The organism is Pseudaeromonas sp. HNCC25DJ182 (assembly GCF_055413365.1).
This window is the reverse complement of the sequence record NZ_JBVAYG010000004.1, coordinates 1-22,071: the sequence shown is the minus strand read 5'-3', so window position 1 is coordinate 22,071 and position 22,071 is coordinate 1. Positions and strand designations below refer to the sequence as shown.

Genomic DNA, 22,071 nt, shown 5'->3' with positions numbered 1-22,071 from the left:
AATTAGCGGTCCACATCCGACATGACAAAATCGATACTACCCAGATACACAATCAAGTCCGAAACCATACTGCCGCGGATCACCGACGGGATCTGCTGCAAATGTGCAAAACTGGGCGTCCGGATCCGGGTCCGGTAGCTCATGGTGCTACCGTCACTGGTGAGGTAGTAACTATTGGCGCCCTTGGTCGCCTCAATCATCTGGAATGACTCGGCGGCAGGCATCACCGGGCCCCAGGAAACCTGGAGGAAGTGATTGATCAGGGTATCAATGTGCTGCAGGGTCCGCTCTTTCGGCGGCGGAGTGGTCAAGGGATGGTCCGCCTTAAACGGCCCCTCAGGCATGTTATTCATGCACTGCTCTATGATGCGCAGGCTCTGGCGGATCTCTTCAACCCGAACCATGGCTCTATCATAGGCATCGCCGTTGACCCCTACCGGGACCTCAAACTCAAAATTCTCATAACCGGAATAGGGCCGCCATTTTCGTAAATCGAAATTCAGCCCGGTCGCTCGTAATCCAGCACCGGTCACGCCCCAGTTCAAAGCCTCAGCTGTGGTGTAAGCCGCCACACCGATCGTCCGCCCCTTTAGAATGCTGTTTTGCAATGCGGCTTTGACATACTCATTCAAGCGCTTGGGCAGCCAGTCGAGCAGATTGTCTTTGATGAGCTTCTGCCAACCTTTCGGCAAATCATGCGCCACCCCACCGATACGGAACCAGGCCGGGTGCATGCGCGCCCCGGTAATGGCCTCGATGATGGTGTAAATCTTCTGCCGATCGGTGAAGGCGAAGAACACCGGCGTCATGGCACCGACGTCCTGGATATAAGTCCCGAGAAACAGTAGGTGACTGTTGATGCGGAACATTTCCGCCAGCATCACCCGGATAAATTTGACCCGATCAGGTACCTCGATCCCGGCCAGCTTTTCGACCGACAAGACATAGGGCAGATTGTTCATGACCCCACCGAGATACTCCACCCGATCGGTAAAGGGGATGTAGCTGTGCCAGGACTGGCGCTCGCCCATCTTTTCCGCCCCTCGGTGGTGATAACCGATATCAGGTACGCAATCGAGAACCTCTTCACCGTCCAATTGCAGCACAATCCGAAATGCGCCGTGTGCCGAGGGGTGGTTGGGTCCCAAGTTGAGGAACATATAATCCTCATGTTCGCTGCTGCGGCGCATCCCCCACTCTTCGGGTTTAAAGCGCAGCGACTCCTGCTCCATATCCTGCTTGGCGATATCCAGCATGAAGGGATCAAACTCGGTCGCCCGGGCCGGATAATCCTTGCGTAGCGGATGCCCCTGCCAGCTCTTGGGCATCATGATCCGTGTCAGGTGGGGGTGGCCATCAAAATGGATGCCGAACAGATCCCAGACTTCCCGCTCATACCAGTTGGCATTGGCAAAGATATCGGTGGCAGTCGGCATTTTCAGATCATGCTCTTGCAACGGCACCTTGAGCATCACATCACTGTTCCGATCAATCGATAACAGGTGATAGAAGACTGTGTAATCGGCCGGCGGCAAGCCGTCGCGGTGGGTACGCAGACGCTCGTCGATGCCATGCAAGTCATAAAGCATGACAAATGGCCGGGGCAGAGTGTGCAGAAAACGGAGTACCTCAATAATTTTATCCCGAGGCACCCATACGACCGGGATCCCGGTACGGGTCGGTTGCACCACAAAACTCTCACTGCCAAACCGGGCTTGCAGCTCAATCACCACTTCACTATTGATGTGATCATTTGGCTGCCAAGCTTGCATGCTGGCATTCACTGGAAATTGGTTGCTCAGTTTCATCGCAGCGTCCTAAATCTCATCCGGAGTACGCAGAGTCGTCACGGCGATTCGTTCGCCCCGTTTACGCTCACGTTCAGAATCCATCTGCGGCCGATAGATCCCCTGATCCCCCACCACCCAGGATAAGGGGCGTCTTTCCTTGCCAATCGAGTCTTGCAATAACATCAAGGCTTGCAAGAAGGCCTCAGGACGCGGCGGACAACCCGGGATATACACGTCCACCGGCAGAAACTTGTCGACCCCCTGAACCACAGAATAGATATCGTACATACCACCTGAATTGGCACAGGCCCCCATGGAGATGACCCATTTGGGCTCCAGCATTTGCTCGTACAGCCGTTGGATTACGGGCGCCATCTTGATGAACGGGGTCCCGGCGATCACCATGAAATCGGCTTGGCGCGGTGATGCCCGAATGACTTCGGCACCAAAACGCGCCACATCATGAGGCGCGGTAAATGCGGTAGTCATCTCGACATAACAGCAAGAAATACCGAAGTTATAGGGCCACAGCGAGTTTTTACGCCCCCAGTTCACGGCATCGTGCAGCACATCCTCGACACGTCCCATCAGGATGCCACGCTCGGCCTGAGCGGCTAACGGATCCTCCACGGTTCGGGGTTGTTCCAGGGGGTAGCGGTCGTGCTGACCATCGGGATCAATTCGGGTAAGTGAATACTTCATAGGATGACCTCAGGCCGATGGCGGTTGTGAATGGTCCGTTACTGCAGCGCGCCGGGAGCGCACTGGAGCCCAGTCCAGAGCTCCGATACGCCACAGATAAATCAGCCCCACCAGCAGCAAGATGATAAAAATGGCGGCCTCTACAAATCCGACCCAACCGCTTTCCCGCACGGAAACCGACCAGGCGAACAGATAGAGGGCCTCGACGTCGAAAATAACGAAAAACATGGCTACCAGATAAAACTTGGCGGAGAAACGCAGACGAGCCGAGCCAACAGAGTCCACGCCAGATTCGAACGGTTTATTCTTGGCGCGTCCGTATGCTTTACCACCCAGCAATGCTGCCAATCCGATCATGACCAGGCAAATCGTGATGCCGGCCAACATGTAAACGCCAAATGCCCAGTGCTGAGCAACGACCGCTGTTGACATAGCGCTTCCTTAACCCTTGAGAATCAGACAAAAATAAAGGAGATGGGCCAACAAATAACGCCTCAATCTCCGCCCTGCCACTATAGGCGACTAAACTTGTATTTTTTGTGAGTCTTTTCTCGAATTGTAATTTTTGCGTTAAATTCGAGTTAATTTAACTGGGAAATTCAAACACCCTGTGCTAGCGCATTTTTTAACCAGCAGTGGACATGACAAGGTTTAAGCTCCCCAATACAACATCATTGTGTTACTGCTGGTTAAAAGAGTAGAAGTAATAACGGACTGTTTTTGAGACATTGCTGGATAAAAAGGAGAACCGATGAGCAAATTCTATGAATTTCAACTCGCTAAACTCGATGGAACCTTATTGGACAGCGCAGAATTGCGCGGCAAGGTGGTGTTGATTGTGAATGTTGCCAGTCAGTGTGGCTTCACAAAACAGTATGCAGGTCTGGAAACATTATCTCGTCGTTATACCGACCGGTTGCTCATTTTGGGATTTCCGTGCAATCAATTCGGCAACCAGGAGCCGGGCTCGGCCGATGAAATCAGCGCCTTCTGTACTCTGAATTATGATGTCACCTTCCCCATCATGGCCAAATGTGATGTCAATAGCGCGAACGCTCACCCACTCTATCAATGGTTGAAGCAGCAGAAGCCGGGACTTCTAGGTATCGAAGCCATCAAGTGGAATTTCACGAAATTCCTGCTGGATAAAGAGGGGCAAGTGTTCAGCCGTTATGCGCCGCAGACGGACCCAGAAGCCTTGGTTGCCGATATTGAGCTGTTATTGAACCGCTAGATAGCCGTTAAACCGAGAGACGCCGCTCAGGGAATAGGATGCAGCCCGAAGCCATCGAAGGGATCGCGCACGTAGCGCACTTCCACCTCTTTGACTTTGGGCCATAGCAGGTGTTCTTTCGCCTGAACCACCGGGTACCGATAGCTCTGCTGACCAATGTGTCCTTCGGCACTTGCCGCAAGCTCACCCACGACAGAAATAGACCGTCCCTTGGCATAGAGCTCGGGATCCAGCAAGCCGTGAACACGGATGATAAACCGACCAGGGGAGTCTTCTTGTTGTACCGGCTGACCATTAGCCTTTAGGGGCAAGTAAACCACTTCGATATCGCTGTCTGTCTTCTGTACCTGAGTCTGGACAATCAGACCACTCCAGCGCACCGGTTTGCCCAGATACGCTGCTGGCTCAGCCAACGCTTGCGGATAATCGATCAGGGCAGATTCCGGTTGATAAGCTAACTTCTCCGGCACCGAAGAACAGGCAGAGACGAAGATGACCGCCAAGGCAACGAATCTCTTAGGACGGACAACGCGACTGACAGCAGGAAACGGCATCATTGATACCCCATAAATCGCCACCATCAGGCGTAGAGATCGACGCGCAGCATTTGCTGTAGTTGCTCGCGTTTTTCCTGGCGGGACACACTCTGGTAAGCAAAGGTCGCCTTGCCCTGCCAACCGGAGGGTTGATCGTAACTCAGGCGCTCGGCAGCCTGCTCGGCACCTTCATCAAGCCGGACAATACCCGCCGCACTTTGGCGGCCAGCCGCTTGCTCATCCACCTCGTCAGCTTGTGGCGGGCGTGCCGGAGCAACAGCCGTCCGACCAACCGAAGTTAGTTGCTGTAAACTGGTATCCAGCGCACCAATGCTCATCGACAACTCCCGCCTACTGCTCTCAAGGCACCCGGGTATTACACCTAATTATTCGCGACCCGGCAATTTTTTCCAGGTTACTTTATCGCGAAGATAGACGGGAGTCGCCAACTCAGGCGCACAGCCTTTACCTTCCTGCCACGCAGCGACAGCTAACGGCAACATGTCCCGGGCATCGGGTAAATGCTCCGTATCCAGTGCAAGCTGCTCTGGTTCGGCATCGAGTAGCTGCGGATAGGCTGCAAAGCCGGTACCACAGGCCCACCAGCGACCGGGCTTTTGCTCCAGCAGGGCCTTGATTTTTTGCTGTGCAACTTCCGGGGCCAAGACCTCTTCGTCGCACAATGGCATCATCACCCCATGTTGTTCGACAAAAGCGCCAAAATAGATCTCATCCATGCGCGCGTCTATGGCTGCCACCACGTAGCGAGCCTCTTGTCTTCGCCAACAACCCTGCGCCAGAGCAGCCAGGTTGGAGATCCCGATCAAGAGGCGTTGGGCGCCAAATGCCAAGCCTTGCGCCACGCCGATCCCGATCCGCACGCCGGTAAAGGAGCCTGGCCCCTGGCCAAAGGCGATGGCATCCAGTGCCGTCAGTTCTAATCCGGCCTCCAGCAACAACTCGCTGCACATGGGCAGGATCTTGCGTGTATGCGCCTGTGGCGCTAACTCATACTGAAAGCTGGACTGTCCATCATGCAGGAGTGCGGCTGAACAAGCCTCGGTCGCGGTATCCAATACCAGAATGTTGGTCATATCATTGATTCTCTATCGGTAGCAGCATCAGTGCTGCTCGTGGAGCCATTCTCTGCGACGTTGCCGTAGTGCCAGAAGCGATTGATCGCGGCCAGATCCCGACAACGCGGCATGGGAGGAAGACTTTGCAAAAATGTCGCCCCATAGGGACGATTGACCAGACGAGGGTCACACAGCACCAGAACGCCTCGATCCTGAAAATCACGGATCAAACGTCCGACGCCCTGCTTCAAGGTGATGACCGCATCCGGAAGTTGTAACTGGGTAAAGGGATCTCCTCCCTGCAAGCGACAATCTTCCATCCGCGCCTTCAACAAGGGCTCATCCGGCGCGGTGAACGGAAGTTTATCGATGATCACGCACGACAGCGCTGCCCCGCGCACATCCACCCCTTCCCAGAACGAGGCCGTCGCCACCAGGATGGCTCGGCCGTTATCCACAAACTGGGACAACAACCGTTGCTTGTTGTCCTCCCCTTGCAGCAACACCAGGCGGCCAACATCCCGGCGCAACACCTCGGCAATCTGCCGCATGCTCTGATAACTGGTACAGAGGAAAAACACACCGCCAGGCACCTTGTTGATCACCGGCGTCAGCAACTGCGCTAGCTCGGTGGCTCGACGGGCAAAGCCGGTATCCGGCAAGCCGCGAGGAACACAGAGCAAGGATTGCTCGGCATAGGCAAAGGGACTGTCCAGCACCAGTTGCCGCGCCTGTGCGATCCCCAGTTGCTGGCTGAAGTGACCAAACTCATGCCCCACCGTCAAGGTGGCCGAGGTGAACACCCAGCTGCAACCGGCGCGCATCACTTCGCTATTGAAGCGGTCAGCAATCGACAATGGCGTCACATTGAAAGAAAAATGGATGCGAGTGGTATCAAACCAGTAGGCAGCACCGGATTGTTCGGTCTGCAACAGTCGTTCAAGTTTGCCTTGATACTCAACCAGACGCTCGAAACAGTGATCGAGCCGTTCTCCCCGCCCTAATGCCAATTTAAGGACATCGTAGCAGAGACGTAGCGCATCCTTGAGACGTTGCAAGGTTCGATCAAACAGCGGATTACCAACCCAATCTCGCAAATTACCCCGTGATGGCTCGATGCCGAACGCCAATCGCTGCTCGCGACAGGCCAGCTCCAGTGCATCGGCCGAACGCGCCAACTGGGCCATGTCAGCGGCTTCGGCACGCTGGGCTAACAGTATCTCATGCGCAACATCCAGCAACTGACGACTGGACAAACTCTCGCCGAAATAGCCGCTGGCGATATCCGGTAATTGATGGGCCTCATCAAAAATATAAACATCGGCATCGGGGATCAGTTCGGCGAAGCCGGTGTTCTTGACCACCATATCCGCAAAAAACAGGTGGTGATTGATCACCACTAACTGGGCATCCATAGCTTTGCGGCGGGCACGCACTAAATAGCAGTTGTCATAACGCGGACATTCACGGCCCAGGCAGTTGTCATTAGTACTGGTGACATAGGGCAGTATGGGGGCTTGTTCCAACAACTCGGGGATCTCGGCGACATCCCCACTGGTGGCGTTGATCGAGTACGTTTTGACGCGCACCAGATCGGCCAACACTTCGGCCTCCTGCAGATGGGAGGTCGCCAGCAGCTGATCCAGGCGATGCAAACACAGATAGTTGGCTCGTCCCTTCAGCAGCGCGACGGGATGGTTATAATCCATGGCCGCCAGCAAGGTTGGCAGATCGCGGTTATACAACTGTTCTTGCAGCGCCTTGGATCCGGTACTGATGATGACCCGTTTGCCAGAGGCCAGCGCTGGAACCAGGTAGGCGAACGTCTTGCCGGTCCCTGTCCCCGCTTCCACCATCAATTGTCCGGCCCCGGTAATGGTGTCTGCCACCGCCTCCGCCATCAAACGTTGCGATGTCCGAGGCGCAAATCCGGAAAGAGTCCGCGCCAGTAAGCCATCGGCAGCAAAATAGTCAGAGACAGTCGAGTGATGACCCACAGTGTTATCCAGCGAGAAACGAGGCGGCGATTATAGGAAAAAGTCTGGATAAGACGAAGCGAAATACCAAGCCGGATCAGACAAAGAGATCAACGTGTTCGTTTCCAGTTCCCGGAGGCGCGTCACTGGCTGGCTTTTCCGGGTTATCCACCTCTTCGTCGACCTCATCCTCAGCAGGTGGCTGGTGATGGCGGGGATGATATTCGTCCTGCGGCGAATGCTCCGCCGGATCTTTATGGATTTCGGTTTTCGGAGTCACCGGCTCTTTCTGAATGGCCGGGATATCGCGATGAAAGTCGCCCGATCCCGGTGCTAACGGGGGCCGAGGAAGGATACTAAACAGCAAATCTTGATTAGCCATACAGCCTCCTCAACGATGCGCCAGCAAAAGGGAACAGAGGGCCTACTTCTATTATCGGCTGGAACTATCCGTACTGGAGTCATTAATGCGATACATGATACCTTTTCTCACTCTCTTCCAGGCCGACTCGCCTCCAGAGCAACATTCATCCGGCATCACGACATAGACAGACCTGTAGGTGTTTCATGAACGAATTCGCGACCTGTTCCTGGTTACTCTTTGTCTCGACGTTGATCACCCTGGTTTTAAGCGTCTCGGCCGCCCGTCAACATCGAAATCCGGTTGCCTACTGGTTCAGTTGGCTGATGCTGGCCGTCAGTTTTTATAGTTTTGGCTACGGCATGGAGCTGGCCTCCGCCACCCTGGCAACGGTCAAATACTGGCTTCGGGTGCAATACCTGGGCATTGCCTTTATTCCGGCGCTCATCATGGCGACCGCTCTGAGTTATCGACAGCATCGACACCCGCCCCTGGTTCTGCTTGGCGTATTGCTGGGTATTTCTGCGCTGACCCTGGCTCTGCACTTCAGTAATGATAGCCATCAACTGTTCTATGCCCACATGGCCATCACTCATCATCTGGAGATGACCATCACCCAGCTCGGTTTTGGTCCCTGGTACTATGTACATGTGGTGTACCTGAATTTGGCATTACTGCTCAGCAGCCTGATTTTCTTCCGGAGTTGGCATACGGCACCCGATTATTATCGCCGCCAGGCCGGTGTCATTCTGATGGGATCATTGACCCCCTGGCTCAGTTACCTCATCTATCTCTCTGGCGCGGCCCCCATGGGTATTGATCTGAGCCCGTTTGGCTTTGTGATCACGGGCCCACTCTACGCTTACGGACTATTTCGCTACAGCTTCGTCGATTTGACGCCGATCGCTCGGGGACAGGTATTCGATGACATCTCGGACGCGGTTCTGGTGCTGGATATCTACCATCGTCTGGTGGACTTCAACCGTATGGCCCGGCAACTATTTCCCGCTCTCTCCACACAAAGTTATGGTGATTCGCTGCAGCAGTTACATATAGAGCTTGCATCACTGACCAGCTCTCTGAGCGTACAGGAGCCACAGACTCTGGTCATGGCCGGTCGTTGGTTTGAAATACAGCGTCATGACGTGCTCGGCAACCAGCAACGCTGCATCGGTTATGCCCTGATCTTGCGCGATATCACCGACCGCCAGCGATTGCTGACCCAACTACAAATTCAGGCGGAATATGATGGTCTGACCCAGATCTACAATCGCCGGATGATACTGGAGCAGTTGGAGCAGTCCATGGCACAGCTCCGGCACACCGCAGACACCCTGAGTGTCGCCATGTTTGATATCGATCATTTCAAACAACTCAATGATAGTCAGGGCCACCAAGCTGGCGACCAGCTGTTGCGTGATCTCTGCGCCTTCATTCGCCAGCAGTTGGGCAGCGAGGATCATTTTGGCCGCTACGGAGGCGATGAATTCTTGCTGATATTCCGCGACCGGACACTCCAGGAATCCCACCAACTGATGGAGCGGATCCATCACGGTGTCGGTCGAGCACTCGGCACCGGGCTGAGTATCGGTATTGCAGGCTTTCAGGCTGGCGACTCGTCGCAGCAACTGATCCATCGCGCAGACTCTGCACTTTATCAGGCCAAGCGAGCGGGGCGAAATCGGATTGCACTCTGCGCCGATGACTCGCTGGAGCAACGAGTATTCCACCCGTGATTCAGAATGAAGCCATGCTCGACCACAGGAATATGAATAGTCTTATTCACTGCTACTGGCGGTGAATGCAGTTTATTCTCAGCGCCATTTCCATGTATACCCGTAGTGATGTTGCCATATTTAAAATAACCAGCAGAACAAGCCGCAAATAATCCGATAGCCGCTGCACTCTCCTCTTGCAATTTTTAACAGGGTCGGTATGTTGAAGCTCCAGCCGAACAAGGAAACTGGATCGCCGTTATGATTCGTCAACTTCTGATCACTATTCATCACCATCACCACCATCATCCGGAATAGTCTTTCAGGAGGGTGACTGCTGGAAGACACTGACAAGGTGAACTTCCACAAAGCAGCGGCCCAGAGCACAGTTGCAAAACCCTCGGAAGGTCACCACCTCCGAGGGTTTTTTGTTTTAAGAAGGAAAGGAATACATGGAAACCAAACGTCTACGCATTGCCATGCAAAAGTCCGGTCGTCTGAGCCAGGACTCCCAAGCCCTATTCAAGAGTTGTGGTCTGAAGATCAATCTGCGCGAAGATCGCCTGATTGCCCACGTTGAAAATATGCCGATCGATATTCTGCGCGTCCGCGACGACGATATTCCCGGTCTGGTGATGGATGGCGTCGTGGACCTAGGCATCGTCGGCGAGAACGTCCTCGAAGAGACCATGCTGGAACGTCAGGCGCTGGGACTGCCCGTTGGCTATAAAGAGCTCAAACGCCTGGATTATGGCGACTGCCGGCTGTCATTGGCGATCCCCCAGGAACAGGTCTGGGATGGCCCGGCCAGTCTGGCTGGAGCTCGTATCGCGACCACTTACCCTAACTTGCTCAAGCGCTTTTTTGATGAACAGGGCATCAAATTCAAGCCCGTCATGCTCACAGGCTCGGTCGAGGTAGCCCCCCGTGCCGGATTGGCTGATGCCATTTGCGATCTGGTCAGCTCCGGTGCCACCCTCGAAGCCAATGGTCTGAAAGAAGTTCAGGTGATCTATCGCTCCAAAGCGACCCTGATCCAGGCTTCTGATTCCCTGGATGCGCAAAAACAGGCTGTCATCGACAAGCTGATGCCGCGTCTGCAAGGCATGCTGCAAGCCCGTGAAAGCAAATACATCATGCTGCACGCGCCCAAAGACAAGCTGGCTGAAATCAGCGCCCTGCTGCCGGGCGCCGAAAACCCCACCATCATGAATCTGGCTGGTGATACCAATCATGTTGCCCTGCATGTGGTTTCTAGCGAAACCTTGTTCTGGGAAACCATGGAGAAGATCAAGGCCCTCGGTGCCAGCTCCATTCTGGTTCTGCCGATTGAAAAGATGATGGAATAAGGGGCTGTTCGATGCGTACTGTGAACTGGAATGATCTGAACCCAGCCGAACGGCGTCAGCTGCTGACGCGTCCGGCCATGAGTGGCGCCGATGATATCAGCAGCACCGTCAGCGACATCATCTGTCGTATTCGTTGTGAAGGCGATAAGGCACTCAAGGAGTACACGGCCGCGTTCGACCGGGTTGTCGATGGCAACATACTGCTCAGTGCCGCGGCTATTGCCGAGGCCTGCGAGCGGGTGACGCCGCCGATGAAAGACGCCATCGGCCATGCCTATCGCAACATTGCCACCTTTCATGAGGCACAACAGAGTGTGTCTCTGGCTCTGGATACACAGCCGGGTGTGCGCTGTGAATTGCACACTCACGCCATCAGTCGGGTCGGCCTATATGTTCCCGGCGGCAGCGCCCCCCTGGTCAGCACAGTCCTGATGCTGGCTATACCGGCCAAGATCGCCGGTTGCCGCAAAGTGGTGCTCTGTTCACCACCGCCGATTGCCGATGAAATCGTCTATGCCGCTCACCTGTGTGGCGTCAGCGAAATCTACACCATGGGTGGAGCCCAGGCCATCGCCGCTATGGCCTATGGCACAGATACGGTCAGCAAGGTCGATAAAATCTTCGGCCCGGGCAACGCCTGGGTCACGGAAGCCAAGCGTCAGGTCAGCATGGATTTTCGCGGGGCCGCCATCGATATGCCGGCTGGTCCTTCCGAAGTGCTGGTCATTGCCGATGAGACCGCCAATCCGGCGTTTGTCGCCGCCGATCTGCTCTCTCAGGCCGAGCATGGCCCGGATTCCCAAGTCGTCCTGGTCACCCCGAGTGTCACCCTGGCAGAACAGGTGGAGATCCAATTGCAGCAGCAACTCAAGCAACTGAGCCGCGCCGGGATCGCCAGCAAGGCACTGGCCTCCAGCTTGACCATCATCTGTGATGATTTGCCCCAAGCATGCATCATCTCCAATGACTATGCGCCCGAGCATTTGATCGTCCAGACCCGGGAGCCACGACAACTCTTGCGACGTCTGGAAAACGCTGGCTCTATCTTCCTGGGAGCCTGGACTCCGGAGTCCGTTGGTGATTATGCCAGTGGTACCAACCACACCTTGCCAACCTACGGGTATGCTCGTACGGCCTCGAGTCTCGGTTTGGCCGATTACCAGCGCCGTTACACGGTACAGGAGCTCAGCGCCACAGGGTTGCAAGGCTTGGCAAATACCGTCACCACCATGGCCGATGCCGAGGGCCTGGACGCCCACAAGCGCGCCGTCACCATTCGGATGGATGTGATCCGTCAGGAGCAACAGGCATGAGCACCAAGACCCAAACTCCAGCTCCAACCTATCTGACCCAGCTGGCCTGCCAGCGCGTTCAGGATCTGACCCCCTACCTGTCGGCTCGTCGGATCGGTGGTAAAGGACATATCTTCCTCAATGCCAACGAATCTCCGAAGAGTGAAGAGTACCAACTCGATTGCAGTCGCCTGAATCGCTATCCGGAATGCCAACCACCGGAAGTATTGAGCCGCTATGCTGCCTATGCCGGCGTCGAGCCAAACCAGGTGCTGATCAGCCGGGGTTCGGATGAAGCGATTGAACTGCTGATCCGCACCTTCTGTGAACCGGGGCAAGAAGAGATCCTGTTCTGCCCGCCGACCTATGGCATGTACAGCATCAGCGCCGAGACCTGTGGCGTCGGCATGCGGACTCTGCCACCGCTGCCTGATTTTCAACCCGATGTAACCGCGATCCTCGATACTCTGCAGCAGGGAAAGCCTATCAAGGTGCTGTTCTTCTGCTCACCCAATAATCCGACCGGCACGGTACTGCAACGGGATAAGCTGTTGGCCATTCTCGATGCCACCGTCGGCAAGAGTATCGTGGTGGTGGATGAAGCCTATATCGAGTTCTGTCCGCAATTTACTATGGTTGACTTGATCAAGAGCTATCCCAATCTGGTGATCACGCGAACCTTGTCCAAGGGCTTTGCCCTGGCCGGGCTGCGCTGTGGTTTTACCATCGCCCATCCGGAAGTGATCAGCTTGCTGCTCAAGGTGATAGCACCCTACCCGATCCCGGAGCCGGTAGCCCAGATTGCCGCCCAGGCATTGTCGGATCGCGGACTCGACGCCATGCGCCAACGGGTGCTGTGGTTGAACCGTCTCAAGGCTGAACTGAAGGCCGAACTGCTCAAACAACCATGCGTCAAACAAGTCTTCGATGACCACGGCAACTTCCTGCTGGCGCGCTTCGAAAGTGGCTCCCGGTTGTTCCAGGCCATGGTCGATGCCGGGATCATACTGCGGGACTTTGGCACCAAGCCCATGCTCGAAGAGAGTGTACGCATCACCATCGGTGATGAAGCCGAAATGGCCGCCGTGCTCGATGTGCTAAAAAGCCTGTAACGGCAAGGAGAAGATGGTGAACAAGGAACGCATTCTATTCATCGACCGGGATGGCACCCTGATTGAGGAGCCTATTACCGACAAGCAGGTCGACCGTCTCGACAAGTTACGCTTCGAGCCTATGGTGATCCCGGTGCTGCGCGAGCTGCAAGCCGCCGGTTTCAAACTCATCATGGTCACCAATCAGGATGGTCTGGGTACTGCCAGCCTGCCGCTGGAGAACTTCCAGCCGCCCCAGGATCTGATGATGCACATCTTCGAATCCCAGGGCGTGCACTGGGCTGATGTGCTGATCTGCCCGCACTTTCCCCATGAGGATTGCACCTGCCGTAAGCCGAAACTGGGCTTGGTCAAACCGCTGTTACAAGCCGGCAAGCTGGATCACGCCAACAGCTACGTGATCGGCGATCGCATCACCGATGTGCAACTGGCCGAAAACATGGGCATCACTGGAATTCAATATAATCCAGTGAGTTGTAACTGGAATCACATCCGGGATCGGCTACTGGGCCAAGGCCGCAACGCCACCGTGATCCGCAACACCAAGGAAACCGAGATCCAGGCTACCGTCGATCTGGACCACAGCGGCGGCAACCAAATCAGCACCGGCATCGGCTTCTTCGATCACATGCTGGATCAGATTGCGACCCATGCCGGTTTCCGTCTGCAACTGGCCGTCAAGGGTGATCTGCATATTGACGATCACCACACGGTGGAGGATGTCGGTCTGGCCTTGGGCGAAGCCTTGAAGAAGGCTCTGGGCAACAAGCGTGGCATCGGCCGCTTCGGTTTCGTGCTGGCGATGGATGAAGTCCAGGCCCGGGTCGACGCCTTCCCGGAGTCACTGGTCGAGCAGGAAGTCACGGCCGCACTGGATCTCTCCGGTCGTCCCTACTTCCAGTTCCGTTGCGATGCCGAGTTTGGCCGTGACATGGTGGGTGAAATGGCGACCGAGATGGTGCCACATTTTTTCCGCTCTCTCTCCGATGCGATGGCGATCACCCTGCACCTGTCGGTGAGTGCTGGCAACACCCACCATCAGGTCGAGGCGCTGTTCAAAGGCTTTGGCCGTGCCCTGCGGCAGGCTATCCGGGTAGAGGGCACCGAACTGCCTTCCAGCAAGGGAGTCTTGTAACATCATGCTGGCACCGCAAAAACTGATCATCATAGATACTGGCTGCGCCAACCTCTCCTCGGTGCGAATGGCCATTGAACGGCTGGGCGTCAACGCCAAGGTCAGCAAGGAGGCCACCGATATTCGTAGCGCCGACAAGCTGATCCTGCCCGGTGTCGGCACGGCTCGCGCCGCCATGCACAATCTGCACGAGCGCGACCTGGTCGAGCTGGTGCGCGATGCCAAGCAACCGCTACTCGGCTTCTGTCTGGGAATGCAAATGCTGGCCCAGGCCTCGGAAGAGCACATGGGTGGCGAAAGCGATATCGATTGTCTGGGGATCGTGCCGGGTAAGGTCAAACTAATGCAGGTCGGCGATTTGCGCTTACCGCACATGGGCTGGAATCAGGTCGAGCACGATGGCTCTCATCCGTTGTTCAAGGGGATCCCCAGCGGTAGTTACTTCTATTTTGTGCACTCCTATGCCCTGGAAGTAACAGCCGCGACGCTGGCCACTTGCAACTATGGCGGGCCTTTTACCGCTGTGGTGGGCAAGGATAACTTCCTCGGAGCCCAGTTCCATCCCGAGCGCTCCGGCAAGAGCGGCGCGCGTTTGATCCAGAATTTCCTTGAGCTTTAAGAGGTAGCCATGATTATTCCGGCAATTGATCTGATTAACGGCAAGGTGGTGCGCCTCTATCAAGGCGACTATGGCCAGAAAACTGAATACACAGCCTCGGCTCAGGAGCGGTTTGATCTCTACGTCGCGGCTGGCGCCACCCAACTGCATCTGGTTGATCTGGATGGCGCTAAAGATGCCTCCCAGCGGCAGCTCACGGTGATCCGCGAGTTGCTCAAAAACACCCGTGCACCCGTGCAGATTGGCGGTGGTGTCCGTAGCGAGCAAGATGTCAAAGACCTGCTGGATGCTGGCGCCAATCGAGTGGTAGTCGGCTCCACTGCCGTCAAGAGCCCCGAGCTGGTGATGGGCTGGATGGCAAAATATGGGGCCGACAAGATTGTACTGGCGCTGGATGTCAACATTGACGCCGATGGCCGCCGCAAGATCGCGGTAGCCGGTTGGCAGCAAGACAGTGGTGTCACCATCGAGGATCTGATCGAGCGCTTTTTACCGGCCGGCCTCACTCATGTCCTGTGCACCGATATCAGCCGCGATGGCACCCTGCAGGGGTCCAATGTCGCGCTCTATCAGTCCCTGGCGGCACAGTACCCGCAGGTGAGTTTCCAGGCGTCCGGCGGCATCGGCGGTATTGCCGATATCGAGGCGCTCAAGGGATCTGGCGTCGGCGGGGTGATCCTGGGGCGCTCCCTGCTGGAGGGCAAATTCACTGCCGAGGAGGCTATCGCATGCTGGCAAGACGCATAATTCCCTGCCTGGACGTGAAAGATGGCGTCGTCGTCAAGGGGATACAGTTTCGCAACCATGAGGTGATGGGTGATATAGTCCCGCTGGCTAAACGCTATGCCGAAGAGGGTGCCGACGAGCTGGTGTTTTATGATATCACCGCCTCCTCCGATGCCCGGGTGGTCGACAAGAGTTGGGTCAGCCGGGTTGCCGAGGTGATCGATATCCCCTTCTGCGTCGCAGGCGGCATCAAGAGTGTCGAGGATGCACGACGTATTCTGGAATTTGGAGCCGATAAAGTATCTATCAACTCCCCTGCACTAGCAGACCCCAACCTCATCACGGCGCTGGCTGAACGTTTCGGTGTACAGTGCGTGGTCGTGGGGATTGACTCCTACTTCGATGCTGACACCGGTCACTACCAGGTCAAACAGTATACCGGCGATGAGAGCCGCACCCGCATCACCCAGTGGACCACCCCGGAATGGGTGACCGAGGTACAAAAGCGCGGTGCCGGTGAAATCGTGCTGAATATGATGAACCAGGACGGCATGCGTAAAGGCTATGATCTGGAACAGTTAAAACTGATCCGCAGCCTGTGCCGGGTGCCATTGATTGCTTCGGGGGGCGCCGGCGAGATGGAGCATTTCCGCGATGCCTTCATGCAGGCCGATGTGGATGGCGCTCTGGCGGCCTCTGTGTTCCACAAGGGCATCATCCCTATCCCCGAGCTGAAAGCTTATCTGCGTAACCAAGGAGTGCAGATCCGTGACTAATTCCGTGCCATTTGATGCAAGTACCCTCGACTGGAACAAAGTAGACGGCCTGATGCCGGTCATAGTCCAACACGTTGCCAGTGGTGAAGTGCTGATGCAGGGGTTTGTCAACGCTGAAGCCTTGAGTCAAACTCTGGCCAGCGGCCATGTCACCTTCTTCAGCCGCACTAAACAGCGGTTGTGGACCAAAGGCGAGAGTTCAGGCCATTTCTTGCAGCTGCGCGCTATCACCACAGATTGTGATCAGGATTGTCTGCTGATTGCCGCCGAGCCGATTGGCCCAACCTGTCATAAGGGAACTGTGAGCTGCTTCGATGGCCATCCGCTACCACCGCTCGGATTTCTCGCCGAGCTGGAGCAGATCCTGGCCGCTCGCAAGAGTGCCGATCCGGAATCCAGCTACACAGCTCGTCTGTACGCCAAGGGCACTAAGCGCATCGCACAGAAAGTTGGCGAGGAAGGTGTGGAAGTGGCACTTGCCGCCATGGCGAAGGATCGGGAAGAGCTGATCAACGAGTCGGCGGACCTGCTCTATCATCTGACGGTCTTGCTACAAAACGAAGGCCTGCAACTGGCCGATGTCGTCACCCGTCTGCGCGAGCGACACAGCAAATAATCCAATGGCCACCCGAGGGTGGCCATCTTGAGTTTTCAACATTGGCCGCCGCAAGCGGCCAATTTTTATCTCCGCAGTGCTCAGCCCTGGATCATGAACCGCTTCGGCACCCGGATAAAGAACACGGGCACCACCAGCATCGCCATTAACCAGAACACCTCGCCTTGCACCTGCTGGTAGCCGAAACCTGCTACCGCCGTCAACAGAGCCATTACGACGCCGGCGGGAAATGCCGCATATAACGTCTGCGCCGGGATCACCTGCTCGGCGGGTAATTGCTGGGTCATGTATCGAATTGCACCCAAGTGGCTGACGCAAAAGGTCACCGCATGCAGCAGCTGGGCGACCAATAACCAGGCCAATTCGGTGGTGTTGGCCAATAAGGTCCAACGCAGCACACACCCCAGCCCACCGATGAAGAACAGTTGCTGATAACTGAATCCTTTGAGCAGACGGCGACTGAGCGCAAACATCCCGATCTCGGCCATGACCCCCAGCGCCCACAGGTAACCAATCACATTTTCGGCATAACCATGGGCTTTCCAGTACAAGGCACTGAATCCGTAGTACGCGGCATGACTGCCCTGCAGCAAGGAGACAACCAACAAAAAGATCAGAAACGACCTATCCGTCAGCAAGGAGCGGAAGCCGATTTTGTTGCCGCTAGACGGCGCATCCTGTGGTGCCGGGGTCATCGGTAACCAACTTAACCCGGTCAGCAGCAGCAAGCCCAAGATCATGGCATGCAATACCCAGCTAGCGCCGTAATGCTGGACCAAGGCACCGACCAGCGTCGACCCGACGATAAACGCCGCCGAGCCCCACAGTCTGACCTTGCCGTAATCCAGCTTGACCTGCAGCATCATCCGCGCCGCCAGTGCCTCGCTCAGCGGTAGCAAGGTGGGATAAATGAAGTTTGCTAGCAGCATCAATGCCAACAGAGCCCAGAAACCATCGACCCAGTAAAAGCCCAGGTAGCAGAGCAGGCTTAAAACAGCCAGATAACGACAAGTCGGGATCAATAAAGTGGCACGATTAGCCCGCCCCATAATCAGCAGGTTACCGGCAAAGCGGATGCCAAGACCCAAGCCAATCAACAGCCCGATCTGCTCCGCGGAGATCCCCTTTGATTCCAACCAGAGGGACCAAAAAGGCACATAAGCGCCGTAGACAAAATAAATTGCAATCAGAAATAGCGATAGCCAGGAAAAAGGGCGCATGAAGAACTCCCGCAAGACAGAGGCGAGGCAGAATAGCAAAAACCCCGCGCCCTGTCAGAGCAATCACAGAGCTAATAGGCGATCAAACGGTGGCAATTAGCGAGTGATAAATCCTTGCCCTTGCAGATACGCCAGCATGAAGGGACGGCTCTCCTTACCCAGAATGGCGCGAATTTGTCCGCTCCAGTTCTGCTGCTTGGCATGGGAACTACGTCTGGCGTAATAGTGTTGCATAGTGGCATCGTATTCAGCCAATGCCGCCCGATCCAGTTCGACCGGATAGTGATTTTCATGGAACATCAAGGAAACCGGTAACCGGGGTTTGATTTCGCTCGGGATGGCAGGATGCCCCAGGCATAGACCAAACAGAGGAATGACGTGGGGCGGCAATCCAAGTAAAGCAGTCACCTCGACGGGATGATTACGCAACCCGCCGATCAAGACGCCACCCAATCCCAACGATTCAGCGGCCGTCAACGCGTTTTGCGCCATCAAACCGGTATCGATACAGCCCATCAACAACTGTTCGGCAAACCCAAGTTTAGCGTCTGGAGCAATCTGGTAGTTCCGCTGAAAATCGGCGCAAAACACCCAGAACTCGGCAGCCGTCGCAACGTAGGCTTGCTCGCCTGCCAGATGTGCTAACTGTTGTCGCAAGGCTGGGTCCGTCATGCGCACGATCGATACCAGTTGCAAAAAGCTGGAGCTGGAAGCCGCTCGGGCAGCTTGCAGTATGGCCTCGCGTTGCTCCAGATCGATAGGCTGTGCGGTGAAGTGGCGAACCGACGCATGGCGGCAGATCAACTCGATAGTACTATTCATGGTCATAGGATCTCCTTTAGCTACCGCTAATGTACTGCAAGCCATCCATCCACCCAAGCGCCTTCGAATGTGAGCAAGAGCAAGGCTTGCAAAAAGAATCGCTGTGGAATGACGATCCGCAGATTCTTTAAACAGTCGTTCCACCAACTAGCTCTTATACTCTGTTGGAAACATCTTGCTAACATGCCGGGAGAGTGGCGTTGAATGTATTAATCTGTGATGACTCCGCATTTGCCCGCAAGCAAATGGCTCGCGCCCTACCGAATGATTGGCCCGTCACCCTGCATTTTGCCGAACATGGCCAGCAGGGTCTGGAGCAAATCCTGAGCGGCCATGGCGATCTGGTCTTCCTCGATCTGACCATGCCCATCATGGATGGATATCAGGTACTGCAAGCGCTCAAGGAACAAGAAGTTCGCACCAAAGTGGTTGTCGTTTCCGGCGATATTCAACCCGAAGCCCGTCGCCAGGTGCTGGAGCTCGGGGCTCTGGATTTCATCAAAAAACCTTGCAGTGGCGAAGATATTCTGGCGCTGTTGCTACGACTGGATCTCTACCAGCCCGGTCATACCGAACTCACTACCCAAGGTGGCGTCAACCTCACCGTCGAGGCTCGGGATGTCTATCAGGAGCTGGCGAACGTGGCCATGGGTCAGGCGGCTAATCTGCTGGCTCGTATGCTAGGTGGTTTCGTGATCTTGCCGATCCCCAACGTCAATGTCCTTGAAGTCAGCGAATTGCATATGGCGCTGAATTCAGCCGCCGGCTCCGGCACCCTCTCGGCGGTATGTCAGGGCTTTATCGGCGCAGGCATCGCGGGGGAAGCGCTGGTTCTATTTCATGACTCCAGCTTCACCGACCTAGCCAAACTGATGGGACATACCAACCCGGTCACCAAAAGTGTCGAATTAGAGCTATTGATGGACATGTCCAACGTGCTGATCGGCGCTTTTTTGCGCGGTTTTGCCACTCAGCTGGATACACCCTTCAGCCAGGGCCACCCGGTGGTGCTCGGGCAGCACAGGCCCATCGAAGAGTTGATCCAGGCTAACCGCCATCGCTGGCGTCGAACATTGGCCATCGAAATCAACTACAAGATCCGGGATCATCAGGTGCAATGTGATCTGTTACTGCTCTTCACCGAAGATTCAATTCAATTCATGAACAACAAGATCCTGCATCTGATGTGAGGCGACAGCGATGGAAATCAGAGAGTTTCACTGGTTGATGAATATCATCCAAAATCTTGAAGTCGGACTGGTCGTGCTGGATACAGACAATCGCATCCAGGTCTGGAATGGCTTCATGGAGAGTCATAGCAGCCGGTTAAGCTATGAAGTCAAAGACAAGGATCTGTTCGAGCTCTACCCAGAACTCGACCGGGTTTGGCTTGAACGAAAATTGAATATGGTCAAGACCCTGAACAATAAAGCATTTATCAGCTGGGAGCAGCGCCCCTTCCTGTTTCATTTTTCCAACTATCGCCCCATCACGGGAACCGCTACACACATGTATCAGAACATCACCATCATGCCGTTGCCGGATTTCACCGGCGAGATCCAGCATCTGGCCATTCTGATCTATGATGTCACCGATCAGGCCATCGCCCGACTCACGGCCACTCCAGCCTAAACAAAAAGCGGGCATTTAAGCCCGCTTTTTGTTTGTCAGGAAAGCTTGGTCAGCGCGCAACTTGTGACAACAAACGTTGCCACATCGCCTCAACCAGCTTCTGATCTGCGTCCTGCAATTCCCCATTGAGGCAGGCCTGTTGCAATCCACGCAACACGCTCATTTCCACATCGCGGGTATGAGTCCGGCCATGCATTTCACAGTTGGCAACCGCCAGTGAAATATGACCTCGCAGATAGCCGCTGGCAAACAGTTCATCATCAGAACCATTGGCCACCAAGTTATCAATCTGCGCAAGCAACAGCTGTTCAAATTCAAATATGTTCATGGTTCCGATCACTTGTATAGCGCCAGGGATAAGGCGAATCAGCACGGCCGGAAGGGTAATCGGGCCGAAGGCGCAAATACTGCCTCAGTCATACATTTTTTACCAGTTACCAACGCCTATCGGCATTATTTTTTTGCGTCTAACGGCCACCTGACGGCAGTTGTTCTCTTCAGCCAGACTGGTAGACTTGGCATCTTTGTTATGGGCTCTAGGATGCGATGTCATCAGCCCGTTAAATACCACCACTACAGGATCTGCTCATGTTTGAATGGTTATTGGATCCCAGCGCCTGGATGGCGCTGGCCACGCTGACCCTGCTCGAAATCGTCCTCGGTATCGACAACATTATTTTTATCTCAATTTTAGTCGGTAAGCTCCCCCCCGCCCAGCGACAACGTGCTCGTGTACTGGGTCTGGCGGGCGCCATGGTCACTCGGGTTCTGCTCCTGCTCTCGCTGGCATGGGTCATGCGCCTGACTTCGCCGCTGTTCAGCATGTTTGACGAGGCCATATCCGGACGGGACCTGATCCTGATCATCGGGGGCCTATTTCTGCTGGCCAAGAGTACTCATGAAATCCATGGCAGTCTGGAAGGTGATGAAGAGGAGTCCAGCGCTAAAACAGGAGCAGCCCATGGATTCATGGCCACGCTGGTGCAGATCGCCATTCTGGATATCGTCTTCAGCCTCGACTCTGTGATTACGGCTGTCGGCATGGCCAGCCACGTCCCTGTGATGGTGTTGGCTATCATGATCGCTGTCGGTGTCATGATGTTTGCCGCCAAAGCCATTGGTGATTTTGTGGACAACCACCCCACCATCAAGATGCTGGCACTCTCTTTCCTGATCCTGGTCGGTGTGGCTTTGATCGCCGAAGGCTTCGATCTGCATATACCGAAGGGTTACATCTACTTTGCCATGGCATTCTCACTGGCCGTGGAGATGCTCAACATCCGTCTGCGCAAGAGCTCGCAAGCAGCGGTCAAATTGCACAAAAGCATTAATGAATAAGCAATAGCTCCGGTCACTAAAACAAAAAGGCCGTGCAATGCACG

24 protein-coding genes and 1 other annotated feature are annotated in these 22,071 nt (G+C 55.3%); of the genes, 13 read left to right on the top strand and 11 right to left on the bottom strand.

The features are described 5' to 3' along the window. Nucleotides 1-2 precede the first annotated feature (2 nt). The 3 genes from nuoC to ACZYUB_RS04720 are packed head-to-tail and all read right to left on the bottom strand — an operon-like array spanning nucleotide 3 to nucleotide 2,924. Complete coding sequence (gene nuoC, locus ACZYUB_RS04730) at nucleotides 3-1,808, bottom strand: NADH-quinone oxidoreductase subunit C/D (protein WP_463945966.1); 1,806 nt, start codon at nucleotides 1,806-1,808, stop codon at nucleotides 3-5. 9 nt (nucleotides 1,809-1,817) lie between these two features. Then, nucleotides 1,818-2,492 (bottom strand): NuoB/complex I 20 kDa subunit family protein, encoded by a 675-nt coding sequence (locus tag ACZYUB_RS04725; RefSeq protein WP_460884763.1) that lies wholly within the window; start codon nucleotides 2,490-2,492, stop codon nucleotides 1,818-1,820. Between the two features lie 9 nt (nucleotides 2,493-2,501). After that, nucleotides 2,502-2,924 carry an NADH-quinone oxidoreductase subunit A gene (locus tag ACZYUB_RS04720; RefSeq protein WP_463945963.1) on the bottom strand — a complete coding sequence of 141 codons (423 nt, stop codon included), beginning with the start codon at nucleotides 2,922-2,924 and terminating at the stop codon, nucleotides 2,502-2,504. 319 nt (nucleotides 2,925-3,243) lie between these two features. Here ACZYUB_RS04720 and ACZYUB_RS04715 point away from each other — a divergent pair, with 319 nt between their 5' ends. Next, complete coding sequence (locus ACZYUB_RS04715; RefSeq protein WP_463945962.1) at nucleotides 3,244-3,726, top strand: glutathione peroxidase; 483 nt, start codon at nucleotides 3,244-3,246, stop codon at nucleotides 3,724-3,726. A gap of 26 nt (nucleotides 3,727-3,752) precedes the next feature. Here ACZYUB_RS04715 and ACZYUB_RS04710 read toward each other — a convergent pair whose 3' ends face one another. The 5 genes from ACZYUB_RS04710 to ACZYUB_RS04690 all read right to left on the bottom strand — a co-directional run bounded on the left by ACZYUB_RS04710 (nucleotide 3,753) and on the right by ACZYUB_RS04690 (nucleotide 7,696). Beyond that, entirely contained in the window at nucleotides 3,753-4,229 is a 477-nt protein-coding gene (locus ACZYUB_RS04710) for a Slp family lipoprotein (protein WP_463945960.1), read from the bottom strand. A 77-nt stretch (nucleotides 4,230-4,306) separates the two neighbouring features. Beyond that, complete coding sequence (locus ACZYUB_RS04705; protein WP_463945958.1) at nucleotides 4,307-4,600, bottom strand: hypothetical protein; 294 nt, start codon at nucleotides 4,598-4,600, stop codon at nucleotides 4,307-4,309. A gap of 48 nt (nucleotides 4,601-4,648) precedes the next feature. Continuing rightward, a complete protein-coding gene (tsaB, locus tag ACZYUB_RS04700) occupies nucleotides 4,649-5,365 on the bottom strand; it encodes a tRNA (adenosine(37)-N6)-threonylcarbamoyltransferase complex dimerization subunit type 1 TsaB (RefSeq protein ID WP_463946191.1) in 717 nt (238 codons plus the stop codon). Then, nucleotides 5,353-7,335: an ATP-dependent DNA helicase gene (locus ACZYUB_RS04695; protein WP_463945956.1), complete on the bottom strand. Its 1,983-nt coding sequence runs from the start codon at nucleotides 7,333-7,335 to the stop codon at nucleotides 5,353-5,355. The genes tsaB and ACZYUB_RS04695 overlap by 13 nt, the downstream gene beginning before the upstream one ends. 76 nt (nucleotides 7,336-7,411) lie before the next feature. Then, on the bottom strand, nucleotides 7,412-7,696 hold the full coding sequence (locus ACZYUB_RS04690; RefSeq protein ID WP_463945955.1) for a hypothetical protein: 285 nt from the start codon (nucleotides 7,694-7,696) through the stop codon (nucleotides 7,412-7,414). A 185-nt stretch (nucleotides 7,697-7,881) separates the two neighbouring features. Here ACZYUB_RS04690 and ACZYUB_RS04685 point away from each other — a divergent pair, with 185 nt between their 5' ends. From ACZYUB_RS04685 to hisIE, 9 genes are all read left to right on the top strand, one after another. Further along, nucleotides 7,882-9,411 carry a histidine kinase N-terminal 7TM domain-containing diguanylate cyclase gene (locus tag ACZYUB_RS04685; protein WP_463945954.1) on the top strand — a complete coding sequence of 510 codons (1,530 nt, stop codon included), beginning with the start codon at nucleotides 7,882-7,884 and terminating at the stop codon, nucleotides 9,409-9,411. A 272-nt stretch (nucleotides 9,412-9,683) separates the two neighbouring features. After that, nucleotides 9,684-9,823: a sequence feature (His leader region), on the top strand. A gap of 19 nt (nucleotides 9,824-9,842) precedes the next feature. After that, nucleotides 9,843-10,739 carry an ATP phosphoribosyltransferase gene (gene hisG / locus ACZYUB_RS04680; RefSeq protein WP_463945952.1) on the top strand — a complete coding sequence of 299 codons (897 nt, stop codon included), beginning with the start codon at nucleotides 9,843-9,845 and terminating at the stop codon, nucleotides 10,737-10,739. A gap of 11 nt (nucleotides 10,740-10,750) precedes the next feature. After that, a complete protein-coding gene (hisD, locus tag ACZYUB_RS04675; RefSeq protein WP_463945951.1) occupies nucleotides 10,751-12,052 on the top strand; it encodes a histidinol dehydrogenase in 1,302 nt (433 codons plus the stop codon). Beyond that, complete coding sequence (gene hisC / locus ACZYUB_RS04670; protein ID WP_463945949.1) at nucleotides 12,049-13,143, top strand: histidinol-phosphate transaminase; 1,095 nt, start codon at nucleotides 12,049-12,051, stop codon at nucleotides 13,141-13,143. The genes hisD and hisC overlap by 4 nt, the downstream gene beginning before the upstream one ends. Before the next feature lie 13 nt (nucleotides 13,144-13,156). After that, a complete protein-coding gene (gene hisB, locus ACZYUB_RS04665) occupies nucleotides 13,157-14,278 on the top strand; it encodes a bifunctional histidinol-phosphatase/imidazoleglycerol-phosphate dehydratase HisB (protein ID WP_463945948.1) in 1,122 nt (373 codons plus the stop codon). Nucleotides 14,279-14,282: 4 nt separating this feature from the next. Beyond that, nucleotides 14,283-14,897, top strand: a complete 615-nt coding sequence (hisH, locus tag ACZYUB_RS04660; RefSeq protein ID WP_463945947.1) for an imidazole glycerol phosphate synthase subunit HisH — start codon at nucleotides 14,283-14,285, stop codon at nucleotides 14,895-14,897. A 9-nt stretch (nucleotides 14,898-14,906) separates the two neighbouring features. After that, nucleotides 14,907-15,644: a 1-(5-phosphoribosyl)-5-[(5-phosphoribosylamino)methylideneamino]imidazole-4-carboxamide isomerase gene (gene hisA / locus ACZYUB_RS04655; protein WP_463945945.1), complete on the top strand. Its 738-nt coding sequence runs from the start codon at nucleotides 14,907-14,909 to the stop codon at nucleotides 15,642-15,644. After that, nucleotides 15,626-16,399 carry an imidazole glycerol phosphate synthase subunit HisF gene (hisF, locus tag ACZYUB_RS04650; protein WP_463945943.1) on the top strand — a complete coding sequence of 258 codons (774 nt, stop codon included), beginning with the start codon at nucleotides 15,626-15,628 and terminating at the stop codon, nucleotides 16,397-16,399. Before hisA ends, hisF begins: the two co-directional genes overlap by 19 nt. Then, complete coding sequence (hisIE, locus tag ACZYUB_RS04645; protein ID WP_460884747.1) at nucleotides 16,392-17,015, top strand: bifunctional phosphoribosyl-AMP cyclohydrolase/phosphoribosyl-ATP diphosphatase HisIE; 624 nt, start codon at nucleotides 16,392-16,394, stop codon at nucleotides 17,013-17,015. Before hisF ends, hisIE begins: the two co-directional genes overlap by 8 nt. Nucleotides 17,016-17,095: 80 nt before the next feature. Here the strand turns inward: hisIE and ACZYUB_RS04640 are convergent, their stop codons facing one another. Together ACZYUB_RS04640 and nfsA are read right to left on the bottom strand one after the other, a co-directional pair. Continuing rightward, nucleotides 17,096-18,235, bottom strand: coding sequence for a 3-phenylpropionate MFS transporter (locus ACZYUB_RS04640; protein WP_463945941.1), 1,140 nt, complete (start codon nucleotides 18,233-18,235; stop codon nucleotides 17,096-17,098). 96 nt (nucleotides 18,236-18,331) lie between these two features. Then, nucleotides 18,332-19,057, bottom strand: coding sequence for an oxygen-insensitive NADPH nitroreductase (gene nfsA, locus ACZYUB_RS04635; protein ID WP_463945939.1), 726 nt, complete (start codon nucleotides 19,055-19,057; stop codon nucleotides 18,332-18,334). Nucleotides 19,058-19,257: 200 nt separating this feature from the next. Here nfsA and ACZYUB_RS04630 point away from each other — a divergent pair, with 200 nt between their 5' ends. Both ACZYUB_RS04630 and ACZYUB_RS04625 read left to right on the top strand, forming a co-directional pair. Continuing rightward, complete coding sequence (locus tag ACZYUB_RS04630) at nucleotides 19,258-20,247, top strand: response regulator (RefSeq protein WP_463945937.1); 990 nt, start codon at nucleotides 19,258-19,260, stop codon at nucleotides 20,245-20,247. 10 nt (nucleotides 20,248-20,257) lie between these two features. After that, nucleotides 20,258-20,689 carry a PAS domain-containing protein gene (locus ACZYUB_RS04625; protein WP_463945935.1) on the top strand — a complete coding sequence of 144 codons (432 nt, stop codon included), beginning with the start codon at nucleotides 20,258-20,260 and terminating at the stop codon, nucleotides 20,687-20,689. 49 nt (nucleotides 20,690-20,738) lie between these two features. Here the strand turns inward: ACZYUB_RS04625 and ACZYUB_RS04620 are convergent, their stop codons facing one another. Next, nucleotides 20,739-21,017, bottom strand: a complete 279-nt coding sequence (locus tag ACZYUB_RS04620) for a YfcL family protein (protein ID WP_460884743.1) — start codon at nucleotides 21,015-21,017, stop codon at nucleotides 20,739-20,741. A gap of 260 nt (nucleotides 21,018-21,277) precedes the next feature. Here ACZYUB_RS04620 and ACZYUB_RS04615 point away from each other — a divergent pair, with 260 nt between their 5' ends. Then, nucleotides 21,278-22,027, top strand: coding sequence for a TerC family protein (locus tag ACZYUB_RS04615; protein WP_463945933.1), 750 nt, complete (start codon nucleotides 21,278-21,280; stop codon nucleotides 22,025-22,027). Nucleotides 22,028-22,071 lie beyond the last annotated feature (44 nt).

What these genes read in the sequence shown, in the direction of transcription:
- hisG (WP_463945952.1), top strand. Translation starts at nt 9,843, where the DNA reads ATGGAAACCAAACGTCTACGCATTGCCATGCAAAAGTCCGGTCGTCTG.
- ACZYUB_RS04715 (WP_463945962.1), top strand. Translation starts at nt 3,244, where the DNA reads ATGAGCAAATTCTATGAATTTCAACTCGCTAAACTCGATGGAACCTTA.
- hisC (WP_463945949.1), top strand. Translation starts at nt 12,049, where the DNA reads ATGAGCACCAAGACCCAAACTCCAGCTCCAACCTATCTGACCCAGCTG.
- hisF (WP_463945943.1), top strand. Translation starts at nt 15,626, where the DNA reads ATGCTGGCAAGACGCATAATTCCCTGCCTGGACGTGAAAGATGGCGTC.
- hisD (WP_463945951.1), top strand. Translation starts at nt 10,751, where the DNA reads ATGCGTACTGTGAACTGGAATGATCTGAACCCAGCCGAACGGCGTCAG.
- ACZYUB_RS04625 (WP_463945935.1), top strand. Translation starts at nt 20,258, where the DNA reads ATGGAAATCAGAGAGTTTCACTGGTTGATGAATATCATCCAAAATCTT.
- ACZYUB_RS04620 (WP_460884743.1), bottom strand. Translation starts at nt 21,017, where the DNA reads ATGAACATATTTGAATTTGAACAGCTGTTGCTTGCGCAGATTGATAAC.
- ACZYUB_RS04690 (WP_463945955.1), bottom strand. Translation starts at nt 7,696, where the DNA reads ATGGCTAATCAAGATTTGCTGTTTAGTATCCTTCCTCGGCCCCCGTTA.
- ACZYUB_RS04615 (WP_463945933.1), top strand. Translation starts at nt 21,278, where the DNA reads ATGTTTGAATGGTTATTGGATCCCAGCGCCTGGATGGCGCTGGCCACG.
- hisB (WP_463945948.1), top strand. Translation starts at nt 13,157, where the DNA reads ATGGTGAACAAGGAACGCATTCTATTCATCGACCGGGATGGCACCCTG.
- hisH (WP_463945947.1), top strand. Translation starts at nt 14,283, where the DNA reads ATGCTGGCACCGCAAAAACTGATCATCATAGATACTGGCTGCGCCAAC.
- ACZYUB_RS04685 (WP_463945954.1), top strand. Translation starts at nt 7,882, where the DNA reads ATGAACGAATTCGCGACCTGTTCCTGGTTACTCTTTGTCTCGACGTTG.
- ACZYUB_RS04705 (WP_463945958.1), bottom strand. Translation starts at nt 4,600, where the DNA reads ATGAGCATTGGTGCGCTGGATACCAGTTTACAGCAACTAACTTCGGTT.
- ACZYUB_RS04725 (WP_460884763.1), bottom strand. Translation starts at nt 2,492, where the DNA reads ATGAAGTATTCACTTACCCGAATTGATCCCGATGGTCAGCACGACCGC.
- nuoC (WP_463945966.1), bottom strand. Translation starts at nt 1,808, where the DNA reads ATGAAACTGAGCAACCAATTTCCAGTGAATGCCAGCATGCAAGCTTGG.
- ACZYUB_RS04720 (WP_463945963.1), bottom strand. Translation starts at nt 2,924, where the DNA reads ATGTCAACAGCGGTCGTTGCTCAGCACTGGGCATTTGGCGTTTACATG.
- hisA (WP_463945945.1), top strand. Translation starts at nt 14,907, where the DNA reads ATGATTATTCCGGCAATTGATCTGATTAACGGCAAGGTGGTGCGCCTC.
- ACZYUB_RS04640 (WP_463945941.1), bottom strand. Translation starts at nt 18,235, where the DNA reads ATGCGCCCTTTTTCCTGGCTATCGCTATTTCTGATTGCAATTTATTTT.
- nfsA (WP_463945939.1), bottom strand. Translation starts at nt 19,057, where the DNA reads ATGAATAGTACTATCGAGTTGATCTGCCGCCATGCGTCGGTTCGCCAC.